At 73.8% G+C, this 14,149-nt stretch carries 14 protein-coding genes; 10 read left to right on the top strand and 4 right to left on the bottom strand.

Annotated features, from left to right (window positions below; translation table 11 throughout):
* Window positions 1-404 (bottom strand): LysR family transcriptional regulator (locus tag C6N75_RS09585; RefSeq protein ID WP_146132514.1); only part of this gene is annotated, 404 nt, incomplete at its 3' end.
* Window positions 405-500: 96 nt separating this feature from the next.
* Between C6N75_RS09585 and C6N75_RS09580 the strand changes: the two genes are divergently transcribed.
* The 5 genes from C6N75_RS09580 to melC2 all read left to right on the top strand — a co-directional run bounded on the left by C6N75_RS09580 (window position 501) and on the right by melC2 (window position 5,532).
* Window positions 501-1,205 (top strand): succinate dehydrogenase, encoded by a 705-nt coding sequence (locus C6N75_RS09580; protein ID WP_105868440.1) that lies wholly within the window; start codon window positions 501-503, stop codon window positions 1,203-1,205.
* Window positions 1,206-1,210: 5 nt separating this feature from the next.
* Window positions 1,211-3,196 carry a fumarate reductase/succinate dehydrogenase flavoprotein subunit gene (locus C6N75_RS09575; RefSeq protein WP_105868439.1) on the top strand — a complete coding sequence of 662 codons (1,986 nt, stop codon included), beginning with the start codon at window positions 1,211-1,213 and terminating at the stop codon, window positions 3,194-3,196.
* Complete coding sequence (locus tag C6N75_RS09570) at window positions 3,193-3,942, top strand: succinate dehydrogenase/fumarate reductase iron-sulfur subunit (protein ID WP_105868438.1); 750 nt, start codon at window positions 3,193-3,195, stop codon at window positions 3,940-3,942. Before C6N75_RS09575 ends, C6N75_RS09570 begins: the two co-directional genes overlap by 4 nt.
* 321 nt (window positions 3,943-4,263) lie before the next feature.
* On the top strand, window positions 4,264-4,662 hold the full coding sequence (gene melC1 / locus C6N75_RS09565) for an apotyrosinase chaperone MelC1 (protein ID WP_105868437.1): 399 nt from the start codon (window positions 4,264-4,266) through the stop codon (window positions 4,660-4,662).
* A 42-nt stretch (window positions 4,663-4,704) separates the two neighbouring features.
* On the top strand, window positions 4,705-5,532 hold the full coding sequence (gene melC2 / locus C6N75_RS09560) for a tyrosinase MelC2 (RefSeq protein WP_105868436.1): 828 nt from the start codon (window positions 4,705-4,707) through the stop codon (window positions 5,530-5,532).
* A 31-nt stretch (window positions 5,533-5,563) separates the two neighbouring features.
* Here the strand turns inward: melC2 and C6N75_RS09555 are convergent, their stop codons facing one another.
* Both C6N75_RS09555 and C6N75_RS09550 read right to left on the bottom strand, forming a co-directional pair.
* A complete protein-coding gene (locus C6N75_RS09555) occupies window positions 5,564-7,966 on the bottom strand; it encodes an ATP-binding cassette domain-containing protein (protein WP_105868435.1) in 2,403 nt (800 codons plus the stop codon).
* A gap of 36 nt (window positions 7,967-8,002) precedes the next feature.
* Window positions 8,003-9,022 carry an MsnO8 family LLM class oxidoreductase gene (locus tag C6N75_RS09550; RefSeq protein WP_105868442.1) on the bottom strand — a complete coding sequence of 340 codons (1,020 nt, stop codon included), beginning with the start codon at window positions 9,020-9,022 and terminating at the stop codon, window positions 8,003-8,005.
* 101 nt (window positions 9,023-9,123) lie between these two features.
* Between C6N75_RS09550 and C6N75_RS09545 the strand changes: the two genes are divergently transcribed.
* A complete protein-coding gene (locus C6N75_RS09545; protein WP_105868434.1) occupies window positions 9,124-9,615 on the top strand; it encodes a phosphatase domain-containing protein in 492 nt (163 codons plus the stop codon).
* Window positions 9,616-9,630: 15 nt separating this feature from the next.
* Here C6N75_RS09545 and C6N75_RS09540 read toward each other — a convergent pair whose 3' ends face one another.
* Window positions 9,631-9,858: a dodecin gene (locus C6N75_RS09540; protein WP_105868433.1), complete on the bottom strand. Its 228-nt coding sequence runs from the start codon at window positions 9,856-9,858 to the stop codon at window positions 9,631-9,633.
* A 262-nt stretch (window positions 9,859-10,120) separates the two neighbouring features.
* On the opposite strand from C6N75_RS09540, the gene C6N75_RS09535 reads away from it, so the two are divergent.
* The 4 genes from C6N75_RS09535 to C6N75_RS09520 form a co-directional block, all read left to right on the top strand.
* Window positions 10,121-11,380, top strand: a complete 1,260-nt coding sequence (locus tag C6N75_RS09535; RefSeq protein ID WP_105868441.1) for an extracellular solute-binding protein — start codon at window positions 10,121-10,123, stop codon at window positions 11,378-11,380.
* A 220-nt stretch (window positions 11,381-11,600) separates the two neighbouring features.
* Complete coding sequence (locus C6N75_RS09530) at window positions 11,601-12,974, top strand: NAD-dependent succinate-semialdehyde dehydrogenase (RefSeq protein WP_105868432.1); 1,374 nt, start codon at window positions 11,601-11,603, stop codon at window positions 12,972-12,974.
* Window positions 12,975-13,027: 53 nt separating this feature from the next.
* The gene (locus C6N75_RS09525) at window positions 13,028-13,396 is read left to right on the top strand and encodes a low affinity iron permease family protein (protein ID WP_105868431.1); all 369 of its coding nucleotides are present in this window, start codon (window positions 13,028-13,030) and stop codon (window positions 13,394-13,396) included.
* A gap of 170 nt (window positions 13,397-13,566) precedes the next feature.
* Window positions 13,567-14,149: GNAT family N-acetyltransferase (locus C6N75_RS09520; RefSeq protein WP_105868430.1), on the top strand; the 583-nt coding region annotated here is incomplete at its 3' end.

Here is a 14,149-nt window from a genome sequence, read left to right as displayed (position 1 = left end):
TCGCGCACCAGGTCGTGCGAGCCGCTCTCCTCGATCACGAGCTGGATGCCCGGGTGCAGGTCGTGGAAGGCGCGCAGCACATCCGGCAGCAGCGCAGTGCACAGGCTGGGCGTCGCCCCCAGCCGTACCCGGCCCCGCCGCAACTGCGCCAGCTCCTGCACCTCGCGCCGCGCGGTGTCGGCGTCGGCCAGGATGCGGCGGGCCAGCGGCAGCAGCGCCTCCCCGGCGTCGGTCAGCGCGATGTTGCCCCGGGCCCGGCTGAACAGCTCCGCGCCCAGCTCCCGCTCCAGCGCCCTGATCTGCTGGGACAGCGAGGGCTGGGAGACGTGGACGGTCTCGGCGGCCCGGGTGAAGTGCCGGGTCTCGGCCACCGCGACGAAGTACGAGAGCTGCTGCAACTGCATAGGACCAGCTTAGGCGGCTGCCATAGGCACGGGCTATCGCGATCAGGCGGGCCATGTCTTGGACCACTCGCCGTTTCCCGACGTACCGTCGGAGACATGGTTCTGGCAACGCGGACGGACCGCGACCCCTCCCTCCTGCGGACGCTCTGGGGATCGACCATCGGCAAGAAGGCGGTCATGGCCGTCAGCGGTCTGATCATGCTGGGCTATCTGGTCGCCCATGTCGCGGGCAACCTCAAGGTCTTCTTCGGCCCCGAGGAGTTCAACGGCTACGCCCACTGGCTGCGCACCATCGGCGCGCCGGTGCTGCACTACGAGTGGATGCTCTGGATCGTCCGCGTGGTGCTGCTCGCCTCGATCGTGGCGCACGCGGTCTCCGCGTACCAGCTCAGCCGCCGCGACATCAGGGCCCGCCCGGTGAAGTACGCGCACAAGCGGCCCCGGGCGAGCTATGCCACCCGCACCATGCGCTGGGGCGGGATCATCGTGGGCCTGTTCGTGGTCTGGCACATCCTGGACCTGACCACGCTCACCGTGAACCCCAACGCCCAGCCCGGCCGCCCGTACGAGAACGTCGTCGCCACCTTCTCCACCTGGTACGGCAACGTCATCTACCTCGTCGCCATGCTCGCCGTCGGCCTGCATGTGCGGCACGGCTTCTGGAGCGCCGCCCAGACCCTCGGCGCGGGCAGCGCCTCCCGCGACCGCGCCCTCAAGACCGTCGCGAACGGCCTCGCGCTCGTGCTGACCGCGGGCTTCGTCGCCGTACCCGTCGCCGTGATGACCGGACTGGTGAGCTGAGACAGATGAGCACCGACACGACCACCCCCGAGGCCGCCCCGGCCACGCCCTACGCCGGGTACTCCACCGGCGAGCCGATCGCCGACGCCGCCGCGCCCCGGGGGCCGATCGCCGAACGCTGGGACACGCGCCGCTTCGAGGCGAAGCTGGTCAACCCGGCCAACCGGCGCAAGCACACCGTCATCGTGGTGGGCACCGGACTGGCCGGCGGATCGGCCGGCGCCACCCTCGCCGAGCAGGGCTACCACGTGGTGCAGTTCTGCTACCAGGACTCCCCGCGGCGGGCGCACTCCATCGCCGCCCAGGGCGGCATCAACGCGGCCAAGAACTACCGCAACGACGGCGACTCCGTGCACCGCCTGTTCTACGACACGGTCAAGGGCGGCGACTTCCGCGCCCGGGAGTCCAACGTGCACCGGCTCGCCCAGGTCTCCGTGGAGATCATCGACCAGTGCGTGGCGCAGGGCGTGCCGTTCGCCCGCGAGTACGGCGGCCTGCTGGACACCCGCTCCTTCGGCGGCGTCCAGGTCTCCCGCACCTTCTACGCGCGCGGCCAGACCGGCCAGCAGCTGCTGCTCGGCGCCTACCAGGCGCTGTCCCGGCAGATCGCCGCCGGGAACGTGGAGCTGCACCCGCGCACCGAGATGCTCGACCTGATCGTGGTGGACGGCAAGGCCCGCGGCATCGTCGCCCGCGACCTCGTCACGGGGAGGGTCGACACCTACTTCGCGGACGCCGTCGTCCTCGCCTCCGGCGGCTACGGCAACGTCTTCTACCTCTCCACCAACGCCATGAACTCCAACGCCACCGCCGTCTGGCGGGCCCACCGGCGCGGCGCGTACTTCGCCAACCCCTGCTTCACCCAGATCCACCCCACCTGCATCCCGCGCACCGGCGACCACCAGTCGAAGCTCACCCTGATGAGCGAGTCGCTGCGCAACGACGGGCGCATCTGGGTGCCCAAGGCCAAGGGCGATGCCCGCCCGGCGGCCGAGATCCCCGAGGACGAGCGCGACTACTACCTGGAGCGCATCTACCCGTCCTTCGGCAACCTGGTGCCCCGCGACATCGCCTCCCGGGCCGCCAAGAACGTCTGCGACGAGGGCCGCGGCGTCGGCCCCGGCGGCCAGGGCGTCTACCTCGACTTCGCCGACGCCATCCGCCGGATGGGCCGGGCGAAGGTGGAGGAGAAGTACGGCAACCTCTTCGACATGTACGCGCGGATCACCGCGGAGAACCCGTACGAGGCGCCGATGCGGATCTACCCCGCCGTGCACTACACGATGGGCGGGCTGTGGGTCGACTACGACCTTCAGACCACCGTCCCCGGGCTGTTCGCCATCGGGGAGGCCAACTTCTCCGACCACGGCGCGAACCGGCTCGGCGCGTCCGCCCTGATGCAGGGCCTCGCCGACGGCTACTTCGTGCTGCCGGCCACCATCAACGACTACCTGGCCCGCAACCCCGGCGCGGGGCAGGTCGCCGAGGACCACCCGGCCGTGCGCGAGGCGCTGGCGCAGACCGAGGAGCGGCTCGCCCGGCTGCTGGCCGTCGACGGCGACCGCACCCCCGACTCCTTCCACCGCGAGGTCGGCGAGCTGATGTGGGAGTTCTGCGGGATGGCCCGCAGCGAGGACGGGCTGCGCGAGGCGCTGGACCGCATCCCGCGCATCCGCGCCGAGTTCTGGCGGCGGATCAAGGTCCCGGGCACCGGCGAGGAGTTCAACCAGTCCCTGGAGAAGGCCAACCGGATCGTCGACTACCTGGAGCTGGCCGAGCTGATGTGCCTGGACGCGCTGCACCGCGCCGAGTCCTGCGGCGGCCACTTCCGCGAGGAGTCCCAGACCCCGGACGGCGAGGCCGCCCGCCGGGACGAGGAGTTCGGCTACGCCGCCGCCTGGGAGTTCACCGGCACCGGCGCCGCGCCCGTCCTGCACAAGGAAGACCTGGTCTTCGAGTACGTCCACCCCACCCAGCGGAGCTACGCATGAGGCTCACCCTGCGCGTCTGGCGCCAGCGCGACGCCGGCGCCCCCGGCGCGATGACCACCTACGAGGTGGACGGCATCTCCGAGGACATGTCCTTCCTGGAGATGCTGGACACCCTCAACGAGCGGCTCATCCTCGACGGCGAGGACCCGGTCGCCTTCGACCACGACTGCCGCGAGGGCATCTGCGGCGCCTGCTCGCTGGTGATCAACGGCGACGCCCACGGCCCCGAGCGCACCACCACCTGCCAGTTGCACATGCGCTCCTTCGCCGACGGCGACAGCATCGACGTCGAGCCCTGGCGGGCGGCCGCCTTCCCGGTGGTCAAGGACCTGGTGGTGGACCGCTCCGCGTTCGACCGGATCATCCAGTCCGGCGGCTACGTGTCGGTGCCCACCGGCTCCGCCCCCGAGGCGCACGCCACCCCGGTGCCCAAGGCAGACGCCGACCACGCCTTCGAGAACGCCGAGTGCATCGGCTGCGGGGCCTGCGTGGCCGCCTGCCCCAACGGCTCGGCGATGCTGTTCACCGCCGCCAAGGTCAACCACCTCAACGTGCTGCCGCAGGGCGCGCCCGAGCGGGAGTCCCGGGTGCTGGACATGGTCGCCACCATGGACGCCGAGGGCTTCGGCGGCTGCACCCTGGCCGGCGAGTGCGCCACCGCCTGCCCCAAGGGCATCCCGCTGCCCTCCATCACCGCCATGAACAAGGAGTGGCTGCGCGCCACCCGCAAGGGCCGCAAGAGCTGAGAACCCGGCCGTCCAGTGGGCGATTTCCGGTCACTTCACGACGGTGAGCGGCGTCACCCAGTGATCGGTTGAGCGAATTTCCTTCTGTGAAAGTCCACTTCTGCCGAAGAATTTGCAACCAGCGGCGGCGAAGAGCGGTGGTGCCGGAAGATTCCCACCGCTCAACGCTCTGCTGAAACCCGTCGGTCGTCCGTATCGCGAACCACCCGCGACAGCGGACTTTCCGACTCTGGTTACCTCCCGGTAGGCATATGCCACGCCGGGGGGCCTGACCAGCCCCCCGGCGGTCCGACCCTTCGCACCGACCCAGGGGGTACACCCATGTCCGCCATCACCCGCCGCCGCGCCCTCGGCGCGGCCGCCGCGGCAGCCGCCGGCCTCGCCGCCGGCCGGGCGCTCACCGCACCCGCCCCGGCCCAGGCCGCCGCCCCGGCCCATGCCGGCCACCACCCGGCCCAGCACGGCCCCGCCCCGTTCGACGAGGTCTTCCAGGGCCGCCGCATCCAGGGCGAGCCCGTGCACGGCGGCGGACACCACGACGGGCACGGCGGCTACGCCGTTCACGTCGACGGCGAGGAACTGCACGTCATGCGCAACGCGGACGGCACCTGGATCAGCGTGATCAACCACTACGAGCCGCTGGCGGACCCGCGCGCCGTGGCCCGCGCCGCCGTGCGCGAGCTGAACGGCGCCGACCTCGTCCCGCTCGACCTCGGCTGACCACCGCTCACCCCGCCGCGCCCACCCAGGAGCCGTCCCACCATGACCGTACGCAAGAACCAGGCCGCCCTCTCCACCGCCGAGAAGCGGCGCTTCACCGACGCCGTCCTCGAACTGAAGCGGACCGGGCAGTACGACGACTTCGTCACCACCCACAACGCCTTCATCATGAGCGACACGGACAACGGCGACCGGGTCGGCCACCGCTCGCCGTCCTTCCTGCCCTGGCACCGCCGCTTCCTGCTCCAGTTCGAGCAGGCCCTTCAGGCGATAGACCCCGAGGTCGCCCTGCCCTACTGGGACTGGACCACCGACCGCACCACCCGCTCCTCCCTCTGGGCGCCGGACTTCCTCGGCGGCACCGGCCGGGCCTCCGACGGCCGGGTGACGGACGGCCCGTTCGCCGCCGGCGCCAACCGCTGGACCATCAGCGTCCGGGTCGACGGCCGCGACTACCTGCGCCGCGCCCTCGGCTCCGGCGGCCGCCAGCTTCCCACCCGCGCCGAGGTCGACTCCGTCCTGGCCATGACGACATACGACATGGCGCCCTGGAACAGCTCGTCCGACGGCTTCCGCAACCACCTGGAAGGGTGGCGCGGCGTCAACCTGCACAACCGGGTGCACGTCTGGGTCGGCGGCCAGATGGGCACCGGCGTCTCCCCGAACGACCCGGTGTTCTGGCTGCACCACGCCTTCATCGACAAGCTGTGGGCCGACTGGCAGGCCCGCCACCCCGGCTCCGGCTACCTCCCGGCCGCCGGCACCGCGGGCGTCGTCGACCTCCACGACACCATGCGGCCCTGGAACGACACCACCCCCGCCGACATGCTCGACCACACCCGCCACTACACGTTCGACACCGCCGCCTGACCCGCTGCGGAGCCGGGGCGCGGCGGCCCACTCACCCGCGTCCCGGCTCCGGCAGCCCCAGCGCCCGCGCCAGATAAGGCGCGGTACGGCTCCCCGCCGCGGCCGCCACCGCCCGCGGAGGGCCCTCGGCGACCACCCGGCCGCCCTCGTCCCCGCCGCCCGGGCCCAGGTCCACCACCCAGTCCGCGCCCGCGACCACGTCCATGTCGTGCTCCACGACCACCACCGTGTTCCCGGCGTCCACCAGCCCGTGGAGCTGCCGCATCAGCACCTCCACGTCCGCCGGGTGCAGCCCGGTCGTCGGCTCGTCCAGCACGTACAGCGTGTGGCCCCGGCGGGTCCGCTGGAGCTCCGCCGCCAGCTTGATCCGCTGCGCCTCGCCGCCGGACAGCTCGGTCGCCGGCTCGCCCAGCCTCAGATAGCCCAGCCCCACCTCCAGCAGCGCCGCCAGGCTCCGGGACGCGGCCGGCGACCCGGCGAAGAACTCCGCCGCCGCCTCCACCGTCAGCTCCAGCACCTGAGCGATGCTCAGCCCCCGGTGCCGCACCCGGAGCGTCTCCGGGCCGTAGCGGGCCCCGCCGCAGTCCGGGCAGGGCGCGTAGGTGCTCGGCAGGAACAGCAGCTCCACCGAGACGAACCCCTCGCCCTGGCAGGTCTCGCACCGCCCGCCCGGCACGTTGAACGAGAACCGCCCCGCCCTGTACCCGCGCGCCCGCGCCTCCTCCTCGTCGGCGAACACCCGGCGCACCACGTCGAACAGACCGGTGTAGGTGGCCAGGTTGGACCGCGGGGTGCGGCCGATCGGCTTCTGGTCCACCGCTGCCAGCCGCCCCACCCCCGGCAGGTCCGCCGTCAGCTCGGCGGCCAGGGTGGACTTGCCCGAACCGGACACCCCGGTCACCGCCGTCAGCGCCCCGAGCGGCACCCGGGCCCGAAGCCCCCGCAGGTTGTGCCGCTGGACGGGGCCGACCGCCAGCCACCCCGACGGCTCCCGCGCCGCCCGCTCGCCCACCGGGCCCCGCGCGAACAGGTACCGCCGGGTCGCGGACTCGGCCACTTCCGCGAGCCCCGCCGGCGGGCCGCTGTACAGCACCCGCCCGCCGTGCACGCCGGCCGCCGGACCCACGTCCACCAGCCAGTCCGCGTGCCGCACCACGCCCAGGTGGTGCTCCACCACGAAGACCGAGTTCCCGGCCGCCTTCAACCGGTCCAGCACCGCCAGCAGCGCCTCGGTGTCCGCCGGGTGCAGCCCCGCCGACGGCTCGTCCAGCACGTACACCACCCCGAAGAGGCCCGACCGCAACTGGGTCGCCAGCCGCAGCCGCTGAAGCTCCCCGCCCGCCAGCGTCGGCGTCGCCCGGTCCAGGCTCAGATAGCCCAGCCCCATCCCCGCCACCAGCGCGATCCGCGCCCGCAGATCGCCCACCAGCACCCGGGCCGCCTCCCCGGCGGCCTCCGGCGCCCCCGCCGCGGCCGCGGCCAGCGCCCCGTCCAGCTCGGTCAGCGGCAGCGCCGCCAGCTCGGCGATGCTCCGGCCGCCGAACGTCACCGCCAGCGCCTCCGGCCGCAGCCGGCTCCCGCCGCACACCGGACAGGCCGCACTGGTCAGGAACGCCTCCGCCTTCGCCCGCAGCGCCGGACTCCTCGACTCCGCGAAGGTCCGCAGCACATGGCGCCGGGCGCTGGTGTACGTGCCCTGGTACGGCCGCTGGATCCGGCCCGCCTCGCGCACCGGATGGACCGTCACCACCGGCTGCTCGTCGGTGAACAGGATCCACTCCCGCTCGGCCGCCGCCAGCTCCCGCCACGGCCGGTCCACGTCGTAGCCCAGCGCGTCCAGCACGTCCCGGAGGTTCTTGCCCTGCCAGGCCCCCGGCCAGGCGGCGATCGCGCCCTCGCGGATCGACAGCCCCGGATCGGGCACCAGCAGCTCCTCGCTGGTGGAGTGCGTCCGGCCGAGCCCGTGGCACGCGGGGCAGGCCCCGGCGGCGGTGTTCGGCGAGAAGGCGTCCGAGTCCAGCCGCTCGGCCCCCGCCGGGTAGGCCCCGGCCCGGGAGAACAGCATCCGCAGCGAGTTGGACAGCGTGGTGACCGTGCCCACCGAGGAGCGGGAGGTGGGGGAGGAGCGCCGCTGCTCCAGCGACACCGCCGGCGGCAGCCCGGTGATCTCGGCGACCTTCGGCGCCCCCGCCTGCTGGATCAGCCGCCGGGCGTAGGGGGCCACCGACTCCATGTACCGCCGCTGCGCCTCGGCGTACAGCGTGCCGAACGCCAGCGAGGACTTGCCGGAGCCGGACACGCCGGTGAACACGGTCAGCGCGTCGCGCGGCACGTCCACGTCGACCGCGCGCAGATTGTGCTCCCGGGCGCCGCGCACCCGCACGAACGGGTCGCGGACGGCCGGGCCGGACAGGGGGGCGTCGGGGCGGTGCATGATCGCGAGTCTAGGCTCGGGCGCCCCGCCGCCGCGTCACGCCGCCGCCCCCGCCGCCCCGGTCAACCCGGCCACCCGGGCGAGCCGGCGGTGGGAGTCCAGCAGCGCCGCCCGGTCGTAGGTGCTGGTGGTGACCAGCACCTCGTCCGCCCCGGTCTCCGCGATCGCCCGCTCCAACTGCTCGGCCACCCGCTCCTCGGCGCCGTGCACATGGCCGCGCAGCCCCGCCTCGTACAGCTCGCGCTGACGCCCGCTCATCGGCGCCGCCTCGATCCGCTCCGCGGGCTCCAGCGGCGGGAAGTCGCCGCGGGTCCGCGCGTACGCCATCGCCCACGCCTCCGGTACCAGCAGCCGCGCCGCCGCCCGCTCGTCCGCCGCCACCGCGACCGTCCCGGCCACCACCACATACGGCTCCTTCGCCCAGGCCGAGGGCCGGAACTCCGCCCGGTACCGCTCGATCGCGGCCACCGCCTTCGCCCGGCCGCGCAGGTCGCCGACGACCAGGGGCAGCCCCAGGCGCGCCGCGATCCCGGCGCCCTCGCCGGTGGCCAGCAGGAAAGGCGGCACCCGCAGCCCCTCCGCCGGCCGCGCCCGCACCCCCGGATACGCCCGCTGCCCGCCGGTGAACCAGCCCAGCAGCTCCGTGAGCGCCCCGGCGAACCCGTCCGCCTCGTCCGCGCCCACCCCCAGCGCCCGGCGCACCCCGTCGGTGAACCCCACCGAGCGGCCCAGGCCCATGTCGATCCGCCCCGGGAACAGCGCCTCCAGCACGCCGAACTGCTCGGCCACCACCAGCGGCCGGTGGTTGGGCAGCATCACCCCTCCGGTGCCCACCCGGATGGCGCTGGTCGCCGCGGCCACCGCGGCCGCCAGCACCGTCGGCGCGGACCCGGCCACCCCCGGCACCCCGTGGTGCTCGGAGACCCAGAAGCGGTGGTAGCCCAGCGCCTCCACCTCCCGGGCCAGCGCCACCGTGTCCCGCAGCGCCGCCGCCCCGTCCTGGCCCGCACGGGTCCGGGAGCGGTCCAGCACCGAGAAGCGCGTCGCAGCGATCAGAGAACTCACACCTGGTCCAACGCGCCGGAGCCGCGCGGATTCCCGCCGCCGCCGCGCCCCGCTCCCGTACGCCGCCGCTGCGATTCCCTACGCTGGCGGCCGTGACCCGCGACACCCGGCCCTATGCCGTCTTCGACCTCGACAACACGCTTTCCGACGCCCGCGGGCGCCAGCACTTCCTGGAGCGCCGGCCGCGTGACTGGACCGGCTTCTTCGCCGCCGCCGCCGACGACCCGCCGCTCGCGGCGGGCATCGAGCTGTGCCTGCGGTACGCCGAGGAGTGCGAGACCGTCTACCTCACCGGCCGCCCCGAACGGTGCCGCCGCTCCACCCTGGCCTGGCTCGCCGCGCACGGGCTCCCCGAGGGGAGGCTGCTCATGCGGGCCGACGCCGACCGCCGGCCGGCCCGCACCACCAAGGCGGAGGCGCTGCGCCGGCTCTCCGCCCAGCGGGAGGTCAGGATCCTGGTCGACGACGACGAGCTGGTCTGCGACGCGGCCGAACGCGCCGGCGTCCCGGTGGTACGGGCCCGCTGGGCGACCACCGGCGCCGACACCCTGCACCAGGCGCAGGAGCGCGACGGCCGCACCTGAGGCGGGCGTCCCGGCTCAGTCGCCGGCGGACTCGCCGTCCTCCAGCCGGAAGCCCACCTTCATCCCGACCTGGTAGTGCGCGATCCGCCCGTCCTCGATGTGGCCCCTCACCTGCGTCACCTCGAACCAGTCCAGATGGCGCAGCGTCTCCGCGGCCCGGGCGACGCCGTTGCGCAGCGCCTCGTCCACGCCCTCGTGCGAGGTGCCGACGATCTCCGTGACACGGTAGGTGTGGTGCGACATGGGCTCTCCGCGGGTGTACCGGTGCCGGCGGCGCTCGCCGGGCGCGTCCTCCCACCGTGCACCACCCCGCCCGCCCCCGCGATCCGGCCGAGCCGCGCCCGGCCCGGGCGCCCCGAGGGCGGCCGCGTCCCCGCCCAGGCCCTGGCAGGGGCTTGACCCTTCCTTTGGTCCAGACCAGAATCCAGCCATCGCGCCCGCGGCGAACGCTCGCCTCCCCCCACGTCGGGTACCTCCGCCATGCCCCGGACCAAAGGTGACCTACGTGAAACAGCGCCTCCTCGCCTGCGCCTGCGCACTCCTCGTCGCGGCCTCGCCGGCCCTCACCGGATGCGGGATGCTGCCCGGCGAGGCCGGATCCGACGCCACCGTGACGGTGTGGCTGATGAAGGGCAGCGTCTCCGACGAGTTCCTGGAGCGCTTCACCGCCGACTTCGAGGAGGAGCACCCCGGCGTCGAGCTGGACGTCGCCTTCCAGGAGTGGACCGGCATCGGCAAGAAGGTCGGCGCCGCCCTCAGGAGCGAGGACGCCCCCGACGTCATCGAGGTCGGCAACACCCAGGTCGCCCAGTACGCCGGCACCGACCTGCTCTACGACCTGACCCTGGAGTCCGTCCGCGACCTCGGCTACCAGGACTGGCTGCCCGGCCTCGCCGAACCGGGCCAGGTCGACGGCGCGCAGTTCGGCATCCCCTGGTACGCCGCCAACCGGGTCGTCATCTACCGCAAGGACCTCTTCGAGCAGGCCGGCATCGACAAGCCGCCCGCCACCCGCGAGCAGTGGCTCGCCGACACCGCCGCACTCGACAAGGGCGGCAACCAGGGCATCTACCTGGCCGGACAGGACTGGTACACCCTGGCCGGCTTCATCTGGGACGAGGGCGGTGAGCTGGCCGTGGAGAAGGAGGGCCGCTGGACCGGCGCCCTCGACGGGCCCGGCGCCCAGCGCGGCATGGAGTTCTACCGGCAGCTCCAGGCCCTCGGCGAGGGCCCCAAGGACGCCGACGAGGAGACCCCGCCGCAGGCCGAGGTGTTCGCCCAGGGGCAGGTCGCCCAGATCATCGCCGCGCCCAGCGCCGCGGCCGCCGTCAAGCAGGCGAACCCGGAGCTGGCCGACCGGCTCGGCTTCTTCCCCATCCCGGGCAAGACCCCCGGCAAGCCGTGCGCCGTCTTCACCGGCGGCTCCGACCTGATCGTCCCGCGCAACGCCGGCCAGCGGGACGCCGCCATCGACGTGGTCTCCGCCCTCGCCGGCGAGAAGTGGCAGACCGACCTCGCCCGCACCATGGGCTACGTGCCCAACAAGCCCTCCCTCGCCTCCGCCGTGGAGGGCCAGGAGGCCACCGCCGCGATGGCCGCCGGCGCCGCCCGCGGCCGGGCCACCCCCAACTCCCCGGAATGGGCCGACGTCGAGGCCGCCAACCCGATCAAGCCCTATATGACCGCCGTCCTGGAGGGCGAGGACCCGCAGGCCGCCGCCAAGGCCGCCTCCGACGGCATCACCGGCATCCTCGCCGGCGACTGAGTCCCCGCTCGTCCGCACCCGGGTCCGGCGCGGGCCGTCCGCACCGCTCGGCGGGCGGACGGCCCCGCTCTCGGATAGACCGGGACTGCCGGGCGGCAGACCGCCCGGGTGTCCCGGCCGCCCCGACGGGTAGCCGATCGTCCGTACCGTCCGGTAACACCGGTGGCCGCGGATCCGCGGCGGCCCCCGGTCCGGCGAGCGAGAGGATCCCCACCACGCCATGGAGCACTACCGAGTCGTCAACCCCGCAACCGGCCAGACCGAGCGGGAGTACCCCACCGCCACCGACGCCGAGCTGCGCGAGGCGCTCGACCGCGCCGACCCCGCCCAGCGCGACTGGGCCGCCCGCAAGCCCGCCGAGCGCGCCGCCGCCCTGCACCGGGTCGCCGACCTCTACGAGGAGCGCCGGGAGCAGCTCGCCGCCGTCATCACCCGCGAGATGGGCAAGCCGGTCAAGCAGGGCCTCGGCGAGATCGCCATCGTGGTGTCGATCTACCGCTACTACGCCGACCACGGCGAGGAGTTCCTGAAGGAGGAGGAACTCCAGGTCGCCTCCGGCGGCCGGGCCGTCGTCCGCAAGGAGGCCGTCGGCACCCTGCTGGGGATCATGCCGTGGAACTTCCCCTACTACCAGGTCGCCCGGTTCGCCGCGCCCAACCTGATGCTCGGCAACGCGGTGCTGCTCAAGCACGCCCCGCAGTGCCCCGAGTCCGCCCTGGAGATGGAGCGGATCTTCCTGGACGCGGGCCTGCCCGAGGGCGCGTACACCAACATCTTCGCCACCAACGAGCAGATCGAGACCCTGATCGGCGACGACCGCGTCCAGGGCGTGTCGCTCACCGGCTCGGAGCGGGCCGGCGCGGCGGTGGCCGAGATCTGCGGCCGCAACCTCAAGAAGGTCGTCCTGGAGCTGGGCGGCTCCGACCCCTACCTCATCCTGGGCGTCTCCGACCTGGACCGGGTCGTGAAGAACACCCTCACCGGCCGGATGCTCAACGCCGGGCAGGCGTGCAACGCCTCCAAGCGGATCATCGCGCTGGACGAGCACTACGACGCCTTCGCCGAGCGCTACACCGAGGCGGTCCGCGCCATCGTCCCCGGCGACCCCGCCGACCCCGGCACCTACATGGGGCCGCTGTCCTCCCAGAAGGCCCTCGACACCCTGGACGAGCAGGTCCAGGACGCCGTCGGCAAGGGCGCCACCGTGCTGGCCGGCGGCCGGCGCATCGACCGGCCCGGCGCCTGGTACGAGCCGACCGTGCTGGCCGGCATCACCCCCGACATGCGCGCCTACCAGGAGGAGCTGTTCGGCCCGGTCGCGCTGCTGTTCAAGGCCGGGGACGAGGACGAGGCCGTCGCCTTCGCCAACCACTCCCCCTACGGGCTCAGCGCCTCGGTGCAGACCGACGACGCCGAGCAGGCCGACCGGGTGGCCCGGCGCCTCCAGACCGGCATGGTGTTCGTCGGGGGACCGGCCGGCACCGCCGCCGAACTGCCCTTCGGCGGCGTCAAGCGCTCCGGCTTCGGCCGCGAACTGGGCCGCTTCGGCATGGAGGAGTTCGCCAACCACAAGCTGGTCAAGCTGGTGCGCTGAGCGCACTTCCGGGGAAGACGACGGGCGTCGAACGGGCACGGAGGAGACGGCACATGACCCTGGAGCACCCGGCCGAACGCGGCGGCCGCAGACGCGGGCCCTTCGAGCGGTTCGCCGAACGCGCGTCCAACTTCACCAGCAGCCCGGCGTTCTTCGGGGTCTGCCTGCTCCTGGTCGGCATCGTCGTCGGCGTGCACATCGCCAAGGCGCCGCTCACCTGGATGCTGCTCGCCGGCGAGTCCATGACCGCCGTCACCCTCCTGCTGCTGGCGCTGCTGAAGAACAGCGAACGCCGGGCCGAGCACGCCGTGCAGCGCAAGCTGGACGCGATCGCCGCCGCCCTGCTGGAGACCCAGCGCGGCGAAGCCGGTCCGGCCCAGAAGGCCCTGCGCACGGCCATCGGCATCGAGGAGCAGACCTGACCCACGGGCGCCGGCACCGGCGGCGGACCCGTCCGGCCCCGGGCATTTCAGCCGGAGCACACCCGCGCTCCGCCGGGTCGTCACGCCGAATCCAGCCGGCGACGGCACAAACGAGGGACCGGGTGCGCGCCCGCGCATCCGGCCTCCGCCGCCGTCCGCAGGAGACCGCCATGACCCTCGTACCCGAACTGCCCGACCTGGTCCAGGCCGCCGCCGAGCCGGCCCCCCGGTACACCGTGGCCCTCGCCCGGGACCTGGTCGAGGTACGGGCCGCCCAGCGGCTGCGCCACCTGGTGTTCGCCGGAGAGCTGGGAGCCCGCCTCGACGGGCCCGAACCCGGCCTGGACGGCGACGCCTTCGACGCCTACTGCGACCACCTGCTGGTACGCGAGGAGCGCACCGGCGAGGTCGTCGGCACCTACCGCCTGCTGCCGCCCGAGCGCGCCCGGATCGCCGGCCGCCTCTACGCCGAGGGCGAGTTCGACCTGCGGCGGCTCGCCCCCGTGCGCGAGCACCTGGTGGAGGCCGGCCGCTCCTGCGTCCACCCCGCCCACCGCAACGGCGCCGTCATCTCCCTCATCTGGGCCGGCATCGCCCGATACCTGGTCCGCAGCGGCCACCACTGGCTCGGCGGCTGCTGCTCCGTGCCGCTCGCCGACGGCGGAGCATCGGCCGCCGCCACCTGGGAGGCCGTCCGCCGCGGCCACCTCGCGCCCGAGGAGTCCCAGGTCACCCCGCTCAAGCTGTGGACCC

The sequence above is a fragment of the Streptomyces solincola genome (genome assembly GCF_002982015.1).
Classification (GTDB): domain Bacteria; phylum Actinomycetota; class Actinomycetes; order Streptomycetales; family Streptomycetaceae; genus Streptomyces; species Streptomyces solincola.
The sequence above is the reverse complement of the archived record's forward strand: the minus strand, read 5'-3'. Positions and strand labels throughout refer to the sequence as shown.

Coding starts and splice junctions, on each gene's coding strand:
- melC1 (WP_105868437.1), top strand. CDS start 4,264: ATGTCCGCCATCACCCGCCGCCGCGCCCTCGGCGCGGCCGCCGCGGCA.
- C6N75_RS09555 (WP_105868435.1), bottom strand. CDS start 7,966: ATGCACCGCCCCGACGCCCCCCTGTCCGGCCCGGCCGTCCGCGACCCG.
- C6N75_RS09525 (WP_105868431.1), top strand. CDS start 13,028: ATGACCCTGGAGCACCCGGCCGAACGCGGCGGCCGCAGACGCGGGCCC.
- C6N75_RS09575 (WP_105868439.1), top strand. CDS start 1,211: ATGAGCACCGACACGACCACCCCCGAGGCCGCCCCGGCCACGCCCTAC.
- C6N75_RS09580 (WP_105868440.1), top strand. CDS start 501: ATGGTTCTGGCAACGCGGACGGACCGCGACCCCTCCCTCCTGCGGACG.
- C6N75_RS09530 (WP_105868432.1), top strand. CDS start 11,601: ATGGAGCACTACCGAGTCGTCAACCCCGCAACCGGCCAGACCGAGCGG.
- melC2 (WP_105868436.1), top strand. CDS start 4,705: ATGACCGTACGCAAGAACCAGGCCGCCCTCTCCACCGCCGAGAAGCGG.
- C6N75_RS09570 (WP_105868438.1), top strand. CDS start 3,193: ATGAGGCTCACCCTGCGCGTCTGGCGCCAGCGCGACGCCGGCGCCCCC.
- C6N75_RS09540 (WP_105868433.1), bottom strand. CDS start 9,858: ATGTCGCACCACACCTACCGTGTCACGGAGATCGTCGGCACCTCGCAC.